The organism is Streptomyces sp. P9-2B-2 (assembly GCF_030406865.1).
GTDB classification, from domain to species: domain Bacteria; phylum Actinomycetota; class Actinomycetes; order Streptomycetales; family Streptomycetaceae; genus Streptomyces; species Streptomyces platensis.
The window spans coordinates 1424367-1445542 of the sequence record NZ_CP129126.1 but is presented as its reverse complement, the minus strand read 5'-3'; the positions used below and the strand labels follow the sequence as shown (position 1 = coordinate 1445542).

At 73.0% G+C, this 21176-nt stretch carries 17 protein-coding genes; 6 read left to right on the top strand and 11 right to left on the bottom strand.

Annotation, left to right across the window (positions count from 1 at the left end):
* Positions 1-24: 24 nt before the first annotated feature.
* The 10 genes from QT196_RS06070 to QT196_RS06025 all read right to left on the bottom strand — a co-directional run bounded on the left by QT196_RS06070 (position 25) and on the right by QT196_RS06025 (position 12170).
* Positions 25-795 carry an aldolase/citrate lyase family protein gene (locus QT196_RS06070; protein WP_266736443.1) on the bottom strand — a complete coding sequence of 257 codons (771 nt, stop codon included), beginning with the start codon at positions 793-795 and terminating at the stop codon, positions 25-27.
* Between the two features lies 1 nt (position 796).
* Entirely contained in the window at positions 797-2044 is a 1248-nt protein-coding gene (locus tag QT196_RS06065) for a type III PLP-dependent enzyme (RefSeq protein ID WP_266736445.1), read from the bottom strand.
* On the bottom strand, positions 2041-3822 hold the full coding sequence (locus QT196_RS06060) for an IucA/IucC family protein (RefSeq protein WP_290354503.1): 1782 nt from the start codon (positions 3820-3822) through the stop codon (positions 2041-2043). Before QT196_RS06060 ends, QT196_RS06065 begins: the two co-directional genes overlap by 4 nt.
* Entirely contained in the window at positions 3810-5120 is a 1311-nt protein-coding gene (locus QT196_RS06055) for an MFS transporter (RefSeq protein ID WP_290354502.1), read from the bottom strand. Before QT196_RS06055 ends, QT196_RS06060 begins: the two co-directional genes overlap by 13 nt.
* Positions 5117-6853, bottom strand: a complete 1737-nt coding sequence (locus tag QT196_RS06050) for an IucA/IucC family protein (protein ID WP_290356614.1) — start codon at positions 6851-6853, stop codon at positions 5117-5119. The genes QT196_RS06055 and QT196_RS06050 overlap by 4 nt, the downstream gene beginning before the upstream one ends.
* A 77-nt stretch (positions 6854-6930) precedes the next feature.
* A complete protein-coding gene (locus tag QT196_RS06045) occupies positions 6931-8121 on the bottom strand; it encodes a siderophore biosynthesis protein (RefSeq protein ID WP_290354501.1) in 1191 nt (396 codons plus the stop codon).
* An 89-nt stretch (positions 8122-8210) separates the two neighbouring features.
* The gene (locus tag QT196_RS06040) at positions 8211-9221 is read right to left on the bottom strand and encodes an iron-siderophore ABC transporter substrate-binding protein (RefSeq protein ID WP_290354500.1); all 1011 of its coding nucleotides are present in this window, start codon (positions 9219-9221) and stop codon (positions 8211-8213) included.
* A 62-nt stretch (positions 9222-9283) separates the two neighbouring features.
* Positions 9284-10096, bottom strand: a complete 813-nt coding sequence (locus QT196_RS06035; RefSeq protein ID WP_085923974.1) for an ABC transporter ATP-binding protein — start codon at positions 10094-10096, stop codon at positions 9284-9286.
* Complete coding sequence (locus QT196_RS06030; protein ID WP_168477962.1) at positions 10093-11163, bottom strand: iron ABC transporter permease; 1071 nt, start codon at positions 11161-11163, stop codon at positions 10093-10095. The genes QT196_RS06035 and QT196_RS06030 overlap by 4 nt, the downstream gene beginning before the upstream one ends.
* A complete protein-coding gene (locus tag QT196_RS06025) occupies positions 11160-12170 on the bottom strand; it encodes an iron ABC transporter permease (RefSeq protein WP_290354499.1) in 1011 nt (336 codons plus the stop codon). The genes QT196_RS06030 and QT196_RS06025 overlap by 4 nt, the downstream gene beginning before the upstream one ends.
* Positions 12171-12497: 327 nt before the next feature.
* Between QT196_RS06025 and QT196_RS06020 the strand changes: the two genes are divergently transcribed.
* From QT196_RS06020 to QT196_RS05995, 6 genes are all read left to right on the top strand, one after another.
* Positions 12498-13646: an NAD(P)/FAD-dependent oxidoreductase gene (locus QT196_RS06020; RefSeq protein ID WP_290354498.1), complete on the top strand. Its 1149-nt coding sequence runs from the start codon at positions 12498-12500 to the stop codon at positions 13644-13646.
* Between the two features lie 167 nt (positions 13647-13813).
* Positions 13814-14578, top strand: coding sequence for a VOC family protein (locus tag QT196_RS06015; RefSeq protein ID WP_290354497.1), 765 nt, complete (start codon positions 13814-13816; stop codon positions 14576-14578).
* Between the two features lie 177 nt (positions 14579-14755).
* Positions 14756-15175, top strand: coding sequence for an SH3 domain-containing protein (locus tag QT196_RS06010; RefSeq protein ID WP_168477958.1), 420 nt, complete (start codon positions 14756-14758; stop codon positions 15173-15175).
* Positions 15176-15385: 210 nt separating this feature from the next.
* Positions 15386-16600, top strand: a complete 1215-nt coding sequence (locus QT196_RS06005; protein ID WP_168477957.1) for an acyl-CoA dehydrogenase family protein — start codon at positions 15386-15388, stop codon at positions 16598-16600.
* A 19-nt stretch (positions 16601-16619) separates the two neighbouring features.
* Positions 16620-17537 carry an oxygenase MpaB family protein gene (locus QT196_RS06000; protein ID WP_168477956.1) on the top strand — a complete coding sequence of 306 codons (918 nt, stop codon included), beginning with the start codon at positions 16620-16622 and terminating at the stop codon, positions 17535-17537.
* A gap of 34 nt (positions 17538-17571) precedes the next feature.
* Positions 17572-19737 carry a serine/threonine-protein kinase gene (locus tag QT196_RS05995; protein WP_290356613.1) on the top strand — a complete coding sequence of 722 codons (2166 nt, stop codon included), beginning with the start codon at positions 17572-17574 and terminating at the stop codon, positions 19735-19737.
* On the opposite strand, the gene QT196_RS05990 is transcribed toward QT196_RS05995, so the two are convergent.
* Entirely contained in the window at positions 19724-21031 is a 1308-nt protein-coding gene (locus QT196_RS05990; protein WP_266736464.1) for a glycoside hydrolase family 27 protein, read from the bottom strand. The two genes, QT196_RS05995 and QT196_RS05990, sit on opposite strands and share 14 nt — an antisense overlap.
* Between the last annotated feature and the right edge of the window lie 145 nt (positions 21032-21176).

Here is a 21176-nt window from a genome sequence, read left to right as displayed (position 1 = left end):
CAGGCACCGCCGATGGTGTTGCCGTCACTCCCGTCCCGCGGTGCGCGCCAGATGTCCGCGCAGCGCCCGTGCCGTCAGATCACGGTCCTCGCCCACGACGAACGCCGTGACACCGTCGGCGCGCCACTCCGCGCGGCGCTCCGGTGTGGTGGACATGGCGCAGAAGGGGACGGCGTGCCGGGCGCAGGCCGCGCGCAGGGTGCGGACCGCTTCCTGCACGCGGGGGTGGCGGACCTGCCAGGGCACCCCGTAGGACTGCGAGAGATCGCCGGGCCCGGGGAGCACCAGGTCGACGCCGCCGGGGGCGAGGATCTCGTCGATCGCCTCGATGCCCTCGGCGTCCTCCAGCAGCGCGATGACCATGATCTCCGCGTTGGCCCGGCGGAGGTACTCGGCCGGGTCGATCCGGCCGAAGCCGGGGCCGCGGCCGCCGTTGAGGGAGCGCATCCCCTCGGGTGCGTAGCGGGCGGCGCGGATCGTGGCGTCGATGTCCGCGCGCCCGCGTACGTGCGGGACGACGATGCCCATCGCCCCGGCGTCCAGGGCACGCAGCACGGCACCGGGGTCGGCCTCGGGGACCCGGACGAAGGGGGTGAGCCCGGTCGCCTCGGCGGCCCGGATCAGGTTCTCCAGCCGCTGCGGGTCGACGAGGGTGTGCTCGGTGTCCAGGATGACGAAGTCATAGCCGGCGCAGCCGATCATCTCCACCATCGTGGGCTCGGGCAGCGTGCTGAACAGCCCGTACACCTCCTCGCCGGCCCCGAGCTTCCGCCGGACCTCGTTGGGGCGCAGCACCTCAGGCCTCCTCTGCCGTGCCGGGCTCCGCCGCGCCGAGGAAGTGGAAGCCGGGGCGCGGGTGCATCAGGAAGTCATGGTGCGAGATGTTCCAGGCGTACGCCCCGGCCACCCCGAACACCACCCGGTCACCGGCCCGCAGCCCCGGCGCCGGGACCGCGCGGGCCAGGACGTCCTTCGGGGTGCACAGCTGCCCGGTGACGGTGACCCGGTCCCCCTGGGCCACCGACCGCGGCCAGGGGTGCGGCCAGGGCGCGTCGGACGGCAGCACCGTGCAGGGCTGGTCGTGGCCCTTGGTCGCGGGGGTCCGCAGATGGTGGGTGCCGCCGCGCACCACGGCGAACTCCTCGCCGTGGCTGTGCTTCACATCCAGCACCTCGGTGGCGTACCAGCCGCAGTACGCGGTCAGCGCCCGGCCCGGCTCGATCCGCAAGGTGAGACCGGGGTGGGCCGCGGCGAGCCGGTCCAGGCCCGCGCCGTAGGCCGTCCAGTCGAAGCGGCGCTCCGGCGCGGCGTAGTCGACCGCCATCCCGCCGCCGATGGTCACCTCGGCGAGCGGAATCCGGTGCCGCGCGGCCAGCGCGGCGGCCCAGGTCACGATCGCCTCCGCCACGCCCAGCTGCTCCGGCGCCTCCAGGCCGCTGGCCAAGTGGGCGTGGATACCACGGAGTTCGAGGTGCGGATAGGTGCCGTCGGTGAGCAGCGCGACGACCTCGGCGGCCTGGTCGGGGTCGAGTCCGAAGGGGGTCGGGCGGCCGCCCATGGCGAGCGAACTGCCGTCCAGGGAACCGTCGTCGACCGGCAGATTGAAGCGCGCCAGCACTGCGATCCGGCGCTCCGGGGCGAGCCGGGCGGCCAGGTTCGCGAGCATATGGATCTCGTACACGCTCTCCACATGGAAGCGCTGTACCCCGCACTCCAGTGCCTGGGCGACCTCGGCGGGGGTCTTGCCCGGTCCGCCGAAGGCGAGCGGGGCGCCGGGCACGGCCTTGCCGGTGTGCACCAGTTCGCCGCCCGAGGAGACCTCGTAGCCGTCGACGTACGGGCGCAGCGCGCCCAGGATCTCCGGCTCCGGGTTGGCCTTGGCCGCGTAGTACAGCTCCACGCGCTCGGGCAGCGCGGCCCGGACCCCGGCCACATGCGCGCGCAGCGCCGTCAGGTCGTAGAGGTAGGCGGGCAGTTCCTCGGGTGCGAGGCCGTGGACGCGGTCGCGGACCGCGGCGGTGGGGGCGAGGCCGGGGGTGGTCATCGGGTGCTCCAGGGGGTGGTGTCGTCGGCGCGCACGGCACCGGACAGAACGGCCTCGGCCAGCGGCGAGGGCAGCAGGACATAGCCGGCCTCACGGTCGGCCTTGCGCTCCCAGCGGGTGAGCAGATTGGCCTTGGCGGGCAGCGGGACACCGGCCAGCAGGGCGGCCAGCCGGGGCGGGCAGCCGTACCGGTCCGCGTGGGTCTGGAGGGTGCGGCGCACCTGCGCCCACAGCTCCGCCTCGGTGCCCGGGTGCAGATCGGCGAGCGCGGCGAGCATCTCGGCGACGTGGTTGACCAGCAGGCAGTACACGACCCGGTCCCAGCCGCGCTGTGCGTCGTAGGTCATCGGTGCCGCGACCTGCTCGGGCAGCGACGCCAGCAGCTCGGCGTGGTGCTCGGGGACCAGCTTGGTGCCCTCCAGGTCACGGAAGAGGACCTGGGCGGGCATCCCGTCGCTGTCGACGCAGACCAGCACGTTCTGGAGGTGCGGCTCCAGCACCAGACCGTGGTCGAAGTAGGCGGCGAGCACCGGCGGGAGCAGCAGATTGAGGTAGGCGGCCCACCAGTCGAGTGCGGCCTGCGGTCCGGCGCCGTCCAGGAGCCGGGAGACATGGGCCGGGCTGGTGGGGTACTCATCGGCGACGGCGGCCGCCAGCAGCGGGGTGGTGCCGGGCAGCAGCCGGTGGGAGAGACCCTCGCGGACGATGACGCCGAACCCTTCGAGCAGGTCGGTGTCCGGGCGGCCGTCGGCGCCGGGCAGCGCCAGGCTGCGGTAGGCGGGCTCCCGCAGCACCGCGCTGCCGGGGAACCGGGTGGCGAGATCGGCCAGCGCCGGCGCGAGCAGCCGGGTGAGGGCCACCGCCCCGGACAGCTCGTAACTGGCGTTCTTCCGAAGGCAGTTGGTGATCCGGACGTTCAGGCTGAACTTGAGGAACGCCTCGCCGTCGTAGAGCGTGCGCACGGACGCGGTGGCGGCGAACGGCGCCCCGCCGGTGCCCAGGACACGGATGTCGTCGCGGTCCAGCGCCTCCCGCAGCCCGGCGTGGTCGCACAGCAGCTCGTACTGCCAGGGGTGGACGGGCAGCAGCCGGTAGCCGTCCGGCACCTCGGTGTGCAGCGCGTCCAGCGGGGCGGTGGCGCCCTCCTCGGCCGCTTCCTCGGCGATCAGTTCCTCGCGCACGCCGAGCAGCAGCAGCGGGAAGGCGGCCCCGGTCTCGGGCGCGTACGACTGCCAGGCGACGGGATCGCCGGTGCGGGCCTTGGGGGTCGGGTGGAAGCGGTGGCCGAGGATCAGCGACTGCTCGGAGGTGACATAGGCGGTCTGCCAGTCCTCCGCGTCGTGCTCCCCGGAGCCCGGGTGCGGCGCCGTACGGGCCGCCAGCGCCGCGGAGACGGCCTGGTGGCTGGAGGCGATCTGAGCCAGGAACTCCTCGTTGTCCACGCCGGTCCGCAACGACAGCTCGGCGTGCACGTACTCGGCCAGCCGGCGCCAGCCGACCTCGGCCCAGCCGCCGTCGGTCTGTTCGGACACCGGGCCGGTGAACCGGTGCGCGCCCAGCAGCGAGGTACGGCGCAGCGCGACCCGCAGCAGCACGCCGCGGCGCGGCAGCCGGATCAGCAGCCGCCCGTTGTCGACGGCGGTCTGGTGCTCGGGTCCGGACACCTCGCGCAGCAGGCAGTTGAGCAGGGTGTGCGCCACGGCCTGGTCGGCGGTGGGCAGACCGGCGGGGGCGGCGGGCGCCGCGGCGGTGCCGGGGGAATTGGTCAGCGGAGGCATCGCGGGCTCCTGCGGGTGCGGGGGAGGCGGGAGAGCAGAACAGGGGCGGCGGTCGCGAGGACGGTGACCAGGGCGATCGCGGTGCCGGTCAGGACGGGCGCGGCCGGGCCGAACCAGTCATTGCCGACCGCGGCGGCCACACCGGCGGCGACCGCACCGGCCTTGGAGAAGAATTCGATCGAGCCGAACAGCCCGCCGGGGGCCCGGCCCTTGGCACAGTCCGCGGCCAGCACGGACAGACAGACCAGACCGAGGGTGAGCCCGGCACCGAGCACCAGGCGGACCGCGACGAAGCCGGTGAGCGAGTCCACCAGGCCGTGTCCGGCCAGACCGAGCGCGATACAGCCGAAGCCGATCCCGATACCGAGCCGGGGGCGGGTGCGGAAGACGGCGTGCACCGCCATCGCCGCGACCAGATAGCACATGTGAGGCAGGGCGAACAGCACGCCGGACACCATGGGGTCGGTGCCCGGAATCCGTTCCTTGATGAGGGAGATCAGGTAGGGGAAAGAGATGACGGTGGAGAAGACGAAGGCGAACTCCAGGGCGTAGAGGGCGCGCAGCGAGGACTGCGGGGCGGGCCCGGAGGGCTCGGCCGCAGCGGCCTCGGCAGCAGCTGTCTCCACCGCCGACGTGCCGTCCGCGTCGACCTCCGCGGTGGCGGCCTGCGGTGCGCCGGTGCGGACCCGCGGCGGCTCCGGGAGCGCCGCCAGCATCACGGCCGCGGTCAGCGGCAGCACGGCCAGCAGGGCGTACTGCCGGTGCGGCGACAGCCACGGCGTCAGCGAGCCGACCACGATCGGGGCGAAGACCAGTGCCGCACGGGCGCTGCCCTGCATCAGGGTGAGCGCCCGGGACAGCGCATTGCCTTCGAGCGCCGCTCCCAGATAGCCGTTGGACGCGGCGAAGGTGCCGCCGAGGATGCCCTGGAGGACCAGCGCCGCGATGAACGTGTCCATCGAGTCGGCCCAGCCGGCCAGCAGGAACGCCGCCGCCAGCCCCAACTGCGCCCGCAACAGGAGCCGTTTACGTCCGAAGCGGTCCGCGAGCCGCCCCCACAGCGGTGCGCCGATGGCGCCGAAGATGGTGGGGATGATGTAGAGCAGTCCGGCCCAGCGGGCGGCGCCGTCGCCGAACTCGGGCAGGATCTCGGTGAGGTAGGGCGGCAGGCCGAGGGCGGCGAACGACGCCACGAAGTAGCAGCCGGCCACGGCGTGCACCTGGCGGCGGGCGAGGCCCGGACGGTCCTTGGTTTCGACGACAGCCGGTTCGACCTGGCGAGAAGTGGTGGTCCTCATCGGGAAGTCCCCGTCGGAAGCAGGTAGTTGGGGCCGGTGGTGTAGTGCTTGTTGATGTCGGCCGCGCCCGAACGCTCCTTGGAGAGCAGCGTCCCGGCGCTCACCATCGCCTTGATGGGGAGGTGCGGGGCGTCCAGGACGTAGGCGCGCAGCGCGGCGCCCGGCTCGCCCGGGGCGGTGCCCAGCCGTTCGACGGCTTCGGCGAGCCGGTCGCGGACCAGACCCAGCAGCCGCGCGAGCGGCGCCCGTCCGTGCCGGGCGAGTCCGAAGGCGTACGAACCGGCGCAGAGGTGGACGGTGATGGTGGCGAACAGGTCCAGCACCGGCTGGTCGCTCTCGGCGAAGATCCGTGGGTCGGCGAAGTCCGATGGGTCCGGGGCGTCGGCTCCCAGCGTGTCCCGCAGCCGGGCGGCGTTGATCCGCGGCCCGTCGTTGTCCTTGAACAGCAGCCGCAGCCGCGTGCCGTCCGCCGTGCGGTCCCACACCAGCGAGATGTTCTGCTGGTGGGACTCCAGCGCGATGCCGTAGCCGAAGAGCGTGGTCTGCCAGTCGAAGAGCAGGGTGAGGCAGGCGTCCAGCAGGGCGAGCGGATCGCCGCCGTAGAAGCGGTCCGCGAGGTGGTCGATCACCAGCCGCCCGCCGGGCGCCCGGCTCAGCAGTGCGGCCATCGGCACCACGGCACTGCCGTCCAGCCCTGCGGGGTAGCGGCGGCACAGCACGGTCAGCAGCTCGTGATCGGCGTGCGCGTAGACGGTCTCGTCGGCCTGGAGGACCGACTCCCGGAAACGCGGCTCGCGGGCGATCACGGTCTCCAGCAGCCGCTGCCCCGCCGCGCCGTCGACGAGCGTACGGGGCTTGATGGTGCGCCGGTTCCGCAGGCCCAGCGTGGCGGTGGCCAGCGGCAGCTTCAGATGGAGCCGTGGATCGGCGTCCAGTGCCACGGTGCGCATCGACAGGGTGGGTACGACGTCGACCACGGCGCGCTCGGACAGTACCGCCCCGCCCGCCAGGCCCGTTTCGCGCAGCGCACCGTCCAGCGGGTCGCCGAGGGTCAACGGGTGGACGGGGAGGGCGAGATGGCTGTCGTCGAGGTGGGCCAGGCCCAGCTCGGCAGGCGTCGGCCAACAGGCGGGCAGCGTCGCCTCGCCGCCCGGAAGAGTGACCGCGGTGTGCGGCAGGGCGAGCCAGCGCAGCGCGAAGTCCGGGCGGAACTCGGGTGCGTAGGCGCGCAGTTGGGCTTCAGTCAGGCCGGACCGGCCGCGGGCGGTCGGGTAGACGGGGTGGTCGAGCCGGGCGGCGAGCGTGTCGTAGGCCAGACCGCCGTTCAGCCCCAGCCAGCTGGCCGGGTCCGCGCCATGACGAACCATCAGCTCGTTCTCGGCCTCGTCCCGGGTCCGGGTGTGCAGTCGCATCGTCTCCAGGGTCTGGCGGCACTCCTCGGCGAAGGCGTCGAAACCCTCGTGGTCGGCCGGATCGGCCAGCGCGTGGAGCGCCGTGAGGACCTCGTCGACCGTGGTCAGCCGGGCGCCGTCGGATTCCCGCACGAGGAGCGGCAGCCGCGCCGTGTACGTGCTCTGGTAGCCGTCCTCGCCGAGGGGCAGCAGCAGCGCCCCGGCGGTCTCGTCGGCGGGCAGCCGCAGCCAGGGGCCGTCCGGCCGCTCCAGCAGCGTGCCACGGGTGCGCAGACCGACCACGTCCTCACGCAGCAGCGCGCCCAGGACCCGCAGCAGCAGCTCGGCTTCTTCCTCCGCTCCGGCGGGGTCGCCGGTCCGGTGCGGGGAGCGGCCCTCGGCGCTGGCGAGTGCGGTGTTCACGGAGTGATCTCCCAGCGCTCCGCGGCGAGGAAGCCGTCCGCCACCCGGTCCACGGCGCTGCGGTCGGTGCCGGTGACCCGCAGCAAGCCGAGGTAGTCGCGGTTGGTGCCGTAGTGCGGATGTCGCTCGCCGAGCGCGCGCAGCGGCCGGTACGTCAGCCGTACGCCGTCCACCGTCCGGTCGGTGGCGGCGGGCGCTGCGGTGAGCGTGCCCGCGCGGTCGGCGAGGGGGCTGTCCACCCGGCCCGCGCCGTCGCGCCGCGCACCGAGATCCGCGGGCAGCGGCTCGCCCAGATGCGCCCGCAGGATGTGCTCGAACAGCGGGATGTCCAGGAGCTGGGAGAGCAGCAGGTCGCACTGGTCACCGATGACGCGGTAGTTCACCTCGATGAGCCTCGCCCGGCCCTCGTGCACCACGTACTCCGTGTGACAGGCACCCAACCCGACGCCCAGCGCGTCGAGTTGCGCCGTCACCTGTGCGATCACGGGCTCCGGCGGGGCGGCGACGAAGTCCAGCCGTTCCTCGATGAAGACGGGTGGTGGGGAGACGGTGGTGTGGAAGCCGCCCAGGACATGCCGTACCCGGCCGTCGCCGATCGTCTCCAGGGTGTACAGCTCACCGGTGAGGAACTCCTCGGCCAGCAGCGCCGCGTGGGGGCGCCGCGCCTGGATCTCCTTGGCGCGTGTCACCAGTTCCTCGGGGTCCCCGGCCAGGATCACGTCTTCGCTCGCCACGCCCTCGCGGGGCTTGAGGACCACGGGATAGGGCAGGTCGGCGGCGGCGAACGCGGACGGGTCCTGCCCGGCGGCGAGTTCCACGGACCGCACCGCGTCGATGCCGGAGACGGCCAGATGGCGCCGCATCTCGCCCTTGTTCTTGGTGCGCAGCGCGGCCCGCCAGTCCTTGCCGGGCAGCCCGAAGTAGTCGGCGGCCAGGGCCGCTTGAGTCTGCAGATGGTCGCTGTTGGTGAAGACCGCGTCGGCGCGGTGGTGGGTGGCTATTCGGTTGATGACGGCGCGGAAGTCATGGACGTCGCACTCCAGGACCTCGGTCTGGGGGGATACGTCCCGGTGCGCCGGGGGCTGGTCCGTCAGGATCGTGACGTCGAGGCCGAGGCGGGCGGCGGCGGGCAGGAATCCCTCGGTGACCGAGTCGGTGGGGTTGAGGGCGAGCAGATACATCCGCATGAGCGGGGCCCCTTCGGGGTCGGGGGTGGGGGGGCGAAGAGGGCAGGAGGGCAGTGGTCCCGGTGGGGTAGGGGCCACTGCCCAGGGCGTCAGCTCTTCGGCAGCGGCACGCCGGCGGCCTTCGCCACATCGGCGAGCATGTGCTCGGCGGCCTGGATGCCGATACCGGACATCCAGGTCTCGTCCGGCACGTTGAAGACCTTGTGGTCCTTGACGGCCTTCAGGTCCTTCCAGACCGGGTTGGACGTGACGTCCTTCTGCTGGGTCTTGTCCGGGTCGTCCGCGACGGTCACGAACACCAGGTCGGCGTCGGCCTTGTCGATCTGCTCCGGGCTGACGTCCAGCATCGTCTTGACCGGGTCGGTGGAGCTCTGGGACTTAGGCCGGGCCAGGCCGATGTCGTTGAGGACCACGCCGCTGTAGGAGGACTTCTGGTAGAGGCGGGTCGGGCCGGCCACGAAGCGGACCACGGAGGCCGACGGCATCGTGCCGTGGTTCTTCTTCTTGATGGCCTCGCCCAGCGCCTTGGCCCGGCTCTCGTACGCCTTCAGCTTCTGGTCGGCTTCCTTCTCCAGACCCAGGGCCTTGGCGTGGACCTTCAGGTTGGCCTTCCAGGGGCCGCCGGTGGTCTCGGTGAAGACCGTCGGCGCGATGGCCTTGAGCTTGTCGTAGATCTTCTCGTGCCGGACCTTGGACGACAGGATCAGATCGGGCTTCAGCATCGCGATCTTCTCAAGGTTCGGCTCCAGCAGCGGGCCGACGTCCTTGACACCGCCGATCTCGTCCTTGAGGTACGTGGGGAAGCCGCCCTCGGTCTTCATATGCGGGGAGACCGCGCCCACGGGCTTGATGCCGAGAGTGGCGACATCGTCCAGCTCACCGGTGTCCAGGACGACCACGCGCTTGGGCTTGGCCGGGATCTTCACCGAGCCGCCGATGACGCTCTTGACGGTGCGCGGGAAACCGGCGCCGCCCTTCGCCGCGTCGTCGCCGTCCGAGGACGCGCCGCCGCCGCAGGCGGTCAGGGTCACGGCGCCCACGGTGGCGGCGAGCAGGGCGGCCGGCAGCCGGCGGCCGGCAACAGCAGATCTCATGAGCATGAGGGTTCGACTTCCTTCAGGGGAGCGGAAAGGGAGTGCTCGTGGGGGAGAGCGGGTTCGGGTCAGGCGGAGACGGCGGTGTGCCGTTTCGCGCTGCCCTTGGGGACGACCAGCGGGGTGCCGGTCTCGGGGTCGGGGATCACCCGGCAGTCGACGTCGAACACGGACTTGACCAGCTCCGCGTCGAGTACGTCCGCCGGGGCGCCGGCCGCCGCCAGCTGCCCGTCCTTGAGGACCACGAGATGATCCGCGTAGCGGGCGGCCTGCCCGAGGTCGTGCAGCACCATCACCACGGTGCGGCCCGCCTCGGAGTGCAGCGCGGCGACCAGGTCGAGGACATCGAGCTGGTGCCGCAGATCCAGGAAGGTGGTGGGCTCGTCGAGCAGCAGCAGATCGGTGTCCTGGGCCAGCGCGAGCGCGATCCAGGCGCGCTGCCGCTGACCGCCGGACAGTTGGTCGACGGGCTGGTGGCGCAGCTCCTCGGTGCCGGTGCGCCGCAGCGCCTCCTCCACCGCCTGCTGGTCCGCCGCCGACCAGGGGCTCAGCAGCCGCTGGTGCGGGTAGCGGCCGAGCCGGACCAGCGCCTCGACGGTGATCGCGTCGGGGGTGACCGGCTGCTGCGGCAGCAGCCCCATCCGCAGCGCCAGCGCACGGGCCGGCATCCGGTGGATATCGGCGCCGTCCAGCGCGACGGTACCGGCGGCCGGCGCCAGCAGCCGGGTCAGCCCGCGCAACAGGGTCGACTTTCCACAGGCGTTGGGGCCGACCACGGCGGTGACGGCGCCGCCCGGCAGCACCAGATCGAGGCCGCCGACGATCAGCCGGTCGCCGTAGCGCAGGTCGAGTCCGTGGGTGGAGAGCTGGTTGGCGGTCATCGGACACTCCTGTTCACGGAACTGCTCTGACGGATCATCAGCACCAGCAGCCAGGGCGCGCCCAGAGTGGCGGTGACCACTCCGACCGGCAGGCCGCTGACCGGCAGCAGATACTGCGCCACCAGATCGGAGGTGAGCAGCAGTACGGCACCGGCGAGGCCGGACAGCGCCAGCGTCCCGGCGGTCGGCGGCCCGGCGAGGAACCGCACCATGTGCGGGACGGCCAGCGCGACAAAGGCGACCGGTCCGGTCAGCGCGGCGGCCAGCGAGGCCAGCACGATGGCGATGACCAGGATCTGAAGCCGGGCGGTGTGGGTGTTGAGGCCGAGCGTGCCGGCCGAGTCGTCGCCCAGGTCGAGGACGGCGAGCCGGCGGTGCAGGACGAAGGCGAGGGCGAGGCCCACGGCCACCGCACCGCCCGCGGACCACACCTCGGTCCAGGTCCGCCCGTACACCGAACCCGTGGTCCACTGAAGGGCCGAACCGGCCAGCTCGGTGGGGAAGCTGACGACCATGAAGCTCACCGCCGCGGACAGCCCGGCCTGTACGGCGAGCCCGACCAGCACCAGGCGGGTCACACTGGTGCCGGAGCGCCAGCCGAAGACCCCTAGCAGCACCGCGGCCAGCAGCCCGCCGCCGAGCGCGGCCAGCGGCATCATCACCTGCGAGGCCCCGGCGGCCAGCATCGCCACCGCGCCGAACGAGGCCCCGCCGGTCACCCCCATCACATCGGGGGAGGCGAGCGGATTGCGGAACAGCCGCTGCAACAGCGCACCGCCCACGGCCAGGCCCGCGCCCGCGACGATCGCCGCGACCATCCGCGGGGCCCGGAACTCCTGGACCACCAGCACCGTGCCTGGCTCACCGGCGCCGAACAGCCCCTTGACCGCCTCGACGGGCGGCAGCGGCATCTCCCCGTTGGCCACGGACACCGTCACCAGTGCGCAGAGCACCACCAGACCGGCGAGCGCGACCAGCGGGGTCCGGCCGCGTCCGGCCCGGCGCCCGGTGGCCGGGGCCGGCGTGGGGGAGACGGGCGGCTTCGCGCTCCGTACGACGTCGTTCATCGGGCCACCTTCCGGGCCAGCAGCGCCAGCAGCGGCGCGCCGAGGAACGCGCTGATGATGCCGACCTGAAGCTCGGACGGCCGGATGACGAGCCGTCCGAGGATGTCGGCGGCGAGCAGCAGCAGCGGTCCGGCGATCAGACAGCCGGGCACCAGCACCCGGTGGTCGGAGGTGCGCAGCAACTGGCGGACCAGATGCGGTGCGGCCAGCCCGATGAAGGCCAGCGGACCGGCCACCGCCACCGCGGACGCCGCGAGCAGCACGACGGCCAGTCCGCCGACGGTACGGATCCGGGACACCGGCACACCCAGCGCCTGCGCCGAATCGTCGCCCAGTGCCAGGGCGTTGAGGGCGGGGGTCAGGGCCAGCGCGACGACCAGGCCGATCACCAGGGTCGGCAGCACCGGGTAGAGCACCGACAGCGGGTGCTCGGCCAGCGAACCGGCCAGCCAGAACCGGGCCTCGTCCAGCGACCGCTTGCTGGCCAGCATGACCGTCGACGTCCAGGACAGCAGGACGAGTTGGAGCACGGTGCCGCCCAGCGCGAGGCGCACCGGGTCGAGGTCACCGGCCCGCCGGGCCAGCGCCTGGGCGAACAGCGCGGCGGCCGCGGCGCCCGCGAAGGCGAACCAGACGTACTGCACGGGCCGGGTCAGATGGAGTGCGTAGATCGCGGTGACCACCGCGAAGCCCGCGCCCGCGTTGATGCCGAGCGTCGTCGGGGAGGCGAGTGGGTTGCGGGTGATGCCCTGGACCACCGCTCCGGCGACCCCGAGCGCGGCGCCGACCGCGAGCGCCACCACGGTCCGCGGTACCCGAAGGCCCGTCACCACCAGGGCGTCCGGCCCGTGGGCGGCGCCGGTCAGCGCCTCCCATACGGTGGACAGCGGTACGGATCGGGCGCCGAGGGCAAGGCTCAGGGCGGCACAGACCGCCAGTGCGCCGAGCCCGGCCACGAACAGCGGGACGCGCCGCAGGACGTTCGCGGCGGGACGCGGATCGGGCACAGGGGGTGCAGTGGCAGGAGGTTTGGTCGTCGACACGCGTCGTTACATTAGGTTAGGCATACCTAATATTGCAAGCGCGCGTTCGGTAAACGGTCAACTATCCCTTTTGTCGGGCAGTCGGCCTCCCCGCTGCGGCGATCAGTGCCCCGACCTGGGGTGACCTACCCTTCCCCCGCTCCGCCCACCCCTCCCCGATGAGGGCGCGTCAAGAGCCGATGAGGCCCCTGGGGTTGATGTCTCCCCGCGAGTGCCTCCATTGCAGGTGCGCAGGCACCGTGTTTCTCTGGTGGGTGGATCTTGTGGTTCCGCACCCGGCCGAGGAGCGCCATGCACTCCACCACTCCGCGCATCGCGATCATCGGTGCCGGACCCGGCGGACTGACCTGTGCCCGGGTGCTCCAGCGGAGTGGCGTACCGGTCACCGTCTTCGCCCATGAGGCGCCGGCCGCCGCCGATCCGCAAGGCGGCGCCCTGGAACTGCGGATGACGACCGCTCGGACCGCACTGCGGGCGGCCGGAGTGTACGAGGAGTTCACCGCCGTCGCCCGCCCCGCCGGGCAGGAACTGCGGCTGCTCGACCACACCGCGACCGTGCTCCTCCCGGACGCCCCCGCCCCCGGTGGCCCCGACCGCACCGAGGTCGACCGGGCCGCACTGCGCCGTCTGCTGCTGGCCTCCCTCACCGCCGGAACCGTGCACTGGGGCAGCTATCTGCGCACCCTGCACCCGCTCGGCGACGGCCGCCACCGGGCCGAGTTCGATGACGGCCACACCGAGACCTTCGACCTGGTCATCGGCGCCGACGGAGCCTGGTCCCGGGTGCGGCCGATGCTCTCCGAGGACACCCCGCACTACTCCGGTGTCACCTTCGTCGAGACCGGGATCGAGGTCGCCGACGGCCGCCACCCGGACCTCGCCCGTCTCGTCGGCGGCGGCGGCATGCTGGCGCTGTCCGCCGGCAAGGGACTGCTCGCCCGGCGGCACGGCCGGGGTCACCTCCTGGTGTACGCCGGATTCCGCGGTTCCCAGGACTGGGCGTCGGCGGCCGGGGTGCGGATGACGGACACCGAGGCCGTGCGCGCCGTACTGCTCGACGGGTTCGCCGGGTGGGACGACCGGCTGCTGGCGCTCCTGCGGGACAGCGACGGCGGGTTCGTCAACCGGCCGCTCTTCGCGCTCCCGGTGCCGCACACCTGGACCCACACCCCGGGCCTGACCCTGCTCGGCGACGCCGCGCATCTGATGACACCGTTCGCCGGCGGGGGCGCCGGCCTCGCCATGCTCGACGGCTGCGAACTCGCCCAGGCACTGGCCGAGGGCGGCGACCCGGACGCGGTGGTACGCGCCTACGAATCCGCCCTGCTGCCCCGCGCCGCACAGGCCGCCGACCACGCCGCCCGCGCGCTGTCCGAGGTCTTCGCCCCCGATGCCCCGGACAGCGCGCTGCGCTTTCTGCGTACCGACCGCGAACGGTGACGGCGGCCGGACTGCCGCCCCCCGGCCGCAAGCCGCGGCGGCCCTCCGGTTGCGGCCCCGCCGTGCCCATCGGACGATCGGCAGCGTACGGAGACCGGATCCGCGGCGAACGGACATGAGTGCGGAACCGCCCGGCCGTCGCCCGGCGCGGAGGGACGGAACACACCGTGAAGATGACTGAGCCCACGCCCGGCGCGCCCTGCTGGGTGGAGCTGGGGACCTCGGACGTGGCTGCCGCCAAGGTGTACTACCGCCAGGTCTTCGGCTGGTGCGCCGAGACCGATCCGCGCCAGGAGGCGGGCGGCTACACCACGCTGAATCTGGGGCAGGACCCCGTCGCCGCGCTGACCCCGCTCTACGCCCCCGGTCAGCCGACCGCCTGGACCGTCTCGTTCGCGGTCCGGGACGCCGATGCGGTGTCCGCGGCGGTCACCGAGGCGGGCGGCCGGCTGCTGACGGGGCCGATGGACGTCTTCGACGCGGGCCGCTTCGCCGTACTGGCCGACCCGGAGGGCGCCGTCTTCTCGGTGTGGCAGGCCCGTTCGTTCGCCGGCGCCGCGGTGTTCAACGCGCCGGGCTCCCTCGGCTGGGTCGAGCTGGCCACCCGGGATTCCGAGGCCGCCAAGGCGTTCTACACGACGGTCTTCGGCTGGACCGTGGGCACCCACGAGGACTATCCGCAGTGGGGCGTCGACGGCGCCGACTTCGGTGGCCTGAGCGCGCTGGACGAGTTCTACCCGGAGGACATCAGGGCGCACTGGCTCCCGTACTTCGCGGTGGCCGACGTCGACGGGACGGCCGCCCGGGCCGCCGAGTCCGGCGGGATGCTGCTGGTGCCTCCGACGGAGGTCCCGCACGGGCCGAAGGTCGCGGTGATCCGCGATCCGCAGGGGGCCTCGTTCGGCATCCACCGCGTCGGTACCGAGGGCTGACGCCCGGTCGCCCCCGGCGTGTGCGCCGGGCGGCGACGGCCCGTGAGCCGGGCGCACCCGCACTGTCACACGATCGGCGGCCTGTTCGTCGTTGCACCACATTCCCCAGGTGGTTTGCGCGTAATGTCCACTTCCCACCAGTGGGTGGCATCGCGCGTCAAGAACAGGAGACCCCCTATGTCCACGACCGACATCCTCGTGGCCCGAGGCAGAAAGCTCGCCGCCGGCACCGGCGCACTGGCCACCGCCGTCGCCCTCGGCGCGACGCTGCTCGCCGCCGCCCCGGCGCAGGCGACGCCCGGCCCCCCGAAGCCCTTCGGCGTGGTCACCGCCAAGGCGGGCCTGAGCGAGCGTCAGTACCCCAGCACGGACTCGTCGGTACGGGGCTACCTCCGCCACCGCGCGCACGTCGGCCTGGTGTGCAAGGTGCGCACCCAGAGTGTGGGCGGCAACTCCGTCTGGTACCTGACCCGCGAGGAGCGGGCGACCTGGGTCTCGGCGAAGTACGTGACCAACAGCGGCCGCGTCAAGTACTGCAAGGACGTCCACCGCACCCGGGTGCAGCCGAAGCACACGGCGAAGCACCTCGTGGGCTGATGGAGTCCTGGGGAGGCCCGGTCCGGTGCCACAGCGGTACCGGACCGGGCCTTCGTGTGTGTGCGGCGGCGCGGCCCGCCGCCCGCCCGCGCCGCGCCCTTCCGTATTTCTGGAACAAGTTCTACTGTGCCCTCGATCCGGCAGCCGACGGCCCGTCAGCTTCGCGGGCCCCTCGGACCGGACGACCGGACCGGACGAACTGGAGGGGCCGTGCACCTCGAATACACCCGCGAGCAGCAGCAGTTGCGCGCCGAACTGCGCACGTACTTCGCCGCGCTGGTGCCGGACAACACCTACGGCCGGGACCCCGGGGGCACCAGAGGTGATCTCGCCGACCCCGCCGCCCAGAAGCGGTTCTACCGCGAGACGGTGCGCCGGCTGGGCGCCGACGGCTGGCTCGGCGTCGGCTGGCCCAAGGAGTTCGGCGGCCGCGGCCTGTCCCCGATGGAACAGTTCATCTTCTTCGACGAGGCCGCCCAGGCGGGGGTGCCGCTGCCGCTGATGGCGCTGAACACCGTCGGCCCGACGATCATGCAGTTCGGCACCGACGAGCAGAAGGCCTACTTCCTGCCCAGGATCCTGTCCGGCGAGATCGACTTCGCCATCGGCTACAGCGAACCGGACGCCGGCACCGACCTGGCCGCCCTCAAGACCCGCGCCGTACGGGAGGGCGACGAGGAGACCGGCCACTACGTCGTCAACGGGCAGAAGATCTGGACGACCAACGGGGACACCGCGGAGTGGGTGTGGCTCGCGGTGCGCACCGATCCGGCCGCCCCGCCCCACAAGGGCATCACCATGCTCCTCGTCCCCACCAGCGACCCCGGCTACTCCTGCACCCTGATCAACACCCTCGCCTCACACGACACCACCGCCAGCTACTACGAGAACATCACCGTCCCCGCCTCCCGCCGCGTCGGCCAGGAGAACAAGGGCTGGCGGATCATCACCAACCAGCTCAACCACGAACGGGTCACCCTCGCCGCCCACGGCACCATGGCCATCCGCGCCCTGCACAACGTCCAGCGCTGGGCCGCCGACACCAAGCTCTCCGACGGCCGCCGGGTCATCGACCTCGGCTGGGTACGCGGCCGGCTGGCCCGTACCCACACCAGACTGGACGCCATGAAGCTGCTCAACTGGCAGATGGTCGACGCCCTCCAGCACGGCACGCTCACCCCGCAGGACGCCTCCGCCGTCAAGGTCTACGGCTCCGAGGCCAGACGGGACGCCTACGCCTGGCTGATGGAGGTCGTCGCCGCCGCGGGCCCCCTCAAGGAGCGCTCGGCCGGCGCCGTCCTGCACGGCGAACTCGAACGCGGCTACCGCTCCGCCGTCATCTTCACCTTCGGCGGCGGCAACAATGAGATCCAGCGCGAGATCATCTCGTGGATCGGCTTGGGAATGCCACGGGTACGGCGCTGAACCGGCAGCAGGAGGCGTGGTGCGCACAGACGACCCGGGGCTCTTCGGGCCCCGTTCCGTGACCTGGCAGCTGCATGCGGATCCGATGATGTGGATCGCGGGCATCCGGGCGCTGTACCTCCAGGCGCTGCATCCGCGGGCGGTGCGCGGGGTGTTCCAGAACTCCGCCGCGTTCCGGATGAGCGGGCAGGGGAGACGGGACGCCTGGGGGCGGCTGATGCGGACCGCGAACTTCGTCGGCACCCTCAGCTACGGCACCACCGACGCCGCCGAACAGGCCGGCGCCGCGGTCCGTGGCATCCACCGCCGGCTGTCGGCCACCGATCCGGACACCGGTGAGCGCTACGGCGTCGACGAACCGGACCTGCTGCTGTGGGTGCACTGCGCCGAGGTGGACTCCTACCTGGACGTACTGCGCCGCTCCGGCTACCCCGTCGGTGACGCCCAGGCCGACGCCTACCTCCGCGAGCAGCGCGAGAGCGCCCGGCTCGTCGGCCTCGACCCGGCCGGGGTGCCGGGCAGCCGGGCCGCGCTCGCCGCCTACTTCGCCCGCGTACGGCCCGAGTTGGCGCTGACCCCCGAGGCCCGCGAGGTGGACGGCTTCCTGCGCCGCCCACCGACCCCGGCCGCGCTCGTAGCGGCCCGCGCACTGCTCTGGCGGCAGGTGGCACAGCTCGCCTACGGCGCACTCCCGGCGTACGCGCACGAGCTCTACGGGCGTCCCGTGCGCCCGGCCGCCGTCAGCCGCCGGCTGCGCGCCACCGGCCGCCTCCTTCGCGCCATTCCGCCCACGGTCCGCTGGCAGCTCCCGCCCCGGCACATCCTGCGCGCCGTCGCGCGACTCGGCCCCGACAGCCGCCCAGCGCCCTACAAGCTCCGCCGATCCGCCGCCATACTGGACGGGCAGGAGGGCGCGCGGGGGGAGCTGCGCGGCTGACCGGGGGAAACGGGGACGGGGGCGTCGGTTCATGGTGGCGGAGAACAGACTGATTCAACGGCGGTACCGGCTGCTCGACATCATCGGGCGCGGCGGGATGGGGGAGGTGTGGCGCGCCCTCGACGAGTCGCTGGGCCGCCAGGTGGCGGTCAAATGCCTCAAGCCGCTGGGGCCGCGGCACGAACCCTCGTTCCTCCAGGTTCTGCGCGAACGTTTCCGCCGTGAGGCCCGGGTCGCGGCCGCGCTCCAGCACCGCGGGGTCACCGTCGTCCATGACTTCGGCGAGGACGACGGCACCCTCTTCATCGTGATGGAGCTGCTCAGCGGCCGGAACCTCAGCCAGCTGCTGGACGACAACCGCCGCCAGCCGCTGCCCGTACCGGACGTCATCGAGATCGCCGAACAGGTCACCACCGCGCTGGCCTACACCCATGAACAGGCCATCGTGCACCGCGATCTGAAGCCGGCGAACATCGTCCGGACCGCCGACGGCACGGTCAAGATCTGCGACTTCGGCATCGCCCGGCTCGGCCATGACATCGGCTTCACCGCCCGCCTCACCGGCACCGGTGTCGCCATGGGCAGCCCGCACTACATGTCGCCCGAACAGATCGGTGCGCACGGCGTCGACCACCGCAGCGATCTCTACTCGCTGGGCTGTGTGCTCTACGAGATCGCCACCGGCGTGCCGCCGTTCGACCTGGGGGACGCCTGGGCGGTGCTCGTCGGGCACCGCGACCAGGCGCCGAAGCCGCCCCGTACGCTCCGCCCCGACCTGCCCGAGGCCTACGAGCGGATCATGCTCGAACTCCTCGCCAAGGACCCCGACGACCGGCCCCGGGACGCCGACGAGCTGGGCAAACGCCTCACCGACGCCCGCCATCCGCACCCCGGCCGGGCCACCGTCGCCGCCGGTTTCGCGGATGTGACGGTGCCCGTCCCGCCGCTGCCCTTCTGGACCCAGGGGATGACGCTCGGCTCCCCGGTGGGTGCCACCCGGCGGCCGCAGCGGTATCCCGTCGACGGCACCGCCACGGTCCTCACCGGCACCTGGACCGGCGGCATCGCCCCTCAGGACAGCGGCGCGTCCCCGGCCGCCAACATCGCCAGCCCGGCACCGCCGGACGACCGCCGCGCCGCCCTCGCCGAGCTGGCCGGACGGCACACCGCCGCGCTGGACCTCGGCCGGCTGGGCCGCTGGGAGGAGGCCGGTGAGGCGCACCGCGCGCTCGCCGCGGCCCGTGAGCGGCTCCTCGGCGCCGACCACCCCGACACCCTCACCAGCCGCCTGGAATCCGGCCATGCGCTGGGCCGTCTCGGCCGGCACTTCGAGGCGCACCAGATCTACGCCGAGGTGCTGGCGGGCCGCGAACGCGCGCTGGGCCCGGACCATCCCGACGCGCTGAGCTGCCGCCACCACGTCGCCCGCAACCTCGGCCGGCTGGGACGGCTGGAGGACTGCCGGGCGATGGCCCAGGAGGTGGCCGCGGCCCGCGTCCGGGTGCTCGGCGCCCAGCACCCCGACACCCTCGCCACCTACTGCGAACTCGCCCACGTCCTCGGCAAGTTGAATATGTGGACCGAAGCGCTGCACACCTACCAGGAGATCGCGGCGGCGCGCGCCGCCACGCTCGGACCCGCCCACGAGGACACCCTCGCCGCCCGCTACGAGGTCGGCATCGGCCTGGGGCGGCTCGGCCGCGGCGCGGAGGCCCTGGCGCTCTACCGCGACCTGGTCGTGGACCGTACCCGCGCCCAGGGCGCCGACGACCCGGAGACACTGCGCGCCCGGCACGGTCTCGGTGTCAGCCTCGGACGGCAGAACCGCTGGCAGGAGGCGCTGGTGGAGGCCCGTGAGGTGGCCGCGGCCCGGTCCCGGGTGCTCGGCCCCGAGCACCCCGACACCCTGGTCAGCCGCCGGGAGACCGCGGTGGCGCTCGGCTGGCTCGGCCGCTGGAGCGAGGCGCTGGATGTCTACCGGCAGGTCGCCGACGCCCGCGAACGGGTGCTGGGCGCCGCCCATTTCGACGCGCTGGCCAGCCAGGGCGACCTGGCCCAGTGCCTGGAGCAACTGGGCCGCCGGGACGAGGCGGCCGCGTGCCGGCGCCGGGTCGCGGCGCTGCACCAGGAGCGCGCCGTCCGCCGCGCCCGGAAGCGGGACGGCACCTGGTCCGCCGGCCCCCGGGTCAGTTCGGGGTGACCCGGTAGAGCACGGTGCCGTGCGGCGGCACGTCCCGCGCCACGATGTTCTTCCCGCCGCGCGTACGGCGGCCGGTGACCAGGTCGTGCAGCCGGTAGGAGCCGGCCTCCGGCAGCCCGGCCGCGCGGGCCGTGACGGACAGGGTGCGTGGTGTGCCGCCGGAGTTGAACAGGGCGATCGCCCGGTCGCCGTTCTTCAGCGGCTTGGCCAGCACCGCGGAGTCGGCGTCCTGCGCGACGACCCGCCCCTGGACACCGAGCGCGTCCTGGTCGACGGCGATGACCCGCTCGTTCCCGAGCACCTTCCGCGCCGCCGCGGGCAGATCGGCCAGATCCGTACTGGAGATCAGCGGTGCGGCCATCATCGCCCACAGCGACAGCTGGCTCTGCATCTCCTGCCGGTTCAGGCCCGCCGCCCCGGCCAGCAGAAAGTCCGGATCGTTCCAGCGTCCGGGCCGCTGGAAGGCCGCCAGACGGGAGTTGTAGCGGAAGTTGTAGACGATGGAGGCCCACTTCGCGGCCGGAGTGCTCTTCTGGAGGGCGATGTCCCGGCCGCCCCGCCACAGATTGCCGACGTCGGACGACCATTGGATGACCCGGTGCCAGACGCTGTCCCCGTCGAACTGGAAATAGGCCGGTGCCGACACGGAGAACGTCATCGGGCGGCCGGTGTCGCGGAGCGCGCGGCTCAGCTGCCCGTACAGATCCCGGAAGGTCGCCTCCTTGCCGCGTCCCGGCGTGACCGGCACATTGCAGCCGTCCGCCTTGACGTAGTCCACCTTCCAGCGCGCGAACTGCTCCGCGTCCTGCTGGAAATGCCCGAGGCTGCCCGGGAACTTCTCGCAGGTCAGCGTGCCGACGTCGGTATAGATCCCGAACTTCAGCCCCATCTCGTGCAGCTGCTTCCCGAGGTGGGCCATGCCGTGCGGGAACTTCGCCGGGTCCGCCACCAGCCGGCCCCTGGTGTCGCGCTGTCTGCTCATCCAGCAGTCGTCGAGGGTGACGGTGCGGTAGCCCTTCCGGGCCAGCCCCGTACGGACCAGCGCCCGCGCGTTGTCAAGGACGACCTTCTCGTCGAGGTCGCACATGTAGTAGGACCAGTTGTTCCAGCCCATCGGGGGGCGCGGGGCCAGGTTCGGATAAGTACCCGAGGCGCGTGCGGCGCCGGGGGCGCGGGCCGGGTCGGGGGCGGCGGAGGCCGGGGCGGGGGCCGCGAGCAGCCCGGCGGAGCAGGCGGCGACGGCGGTCAGTCCGGCTAAGGAGCGGCCGATGCGGGGTACCGGCGGACGGGACACGGGTCACCTCACGGATGGGCGGTACGGCCCGCTGAGCGGACGGCGGGAGCGGTGCCGGGGCGGAGCACGGCCGGGACGCTAGGAGCAGCCCCCCGCCCGGTCAAGAAGCCGCACCGACCCGGGTGCAGGTTTCAGCCGCCTGCAC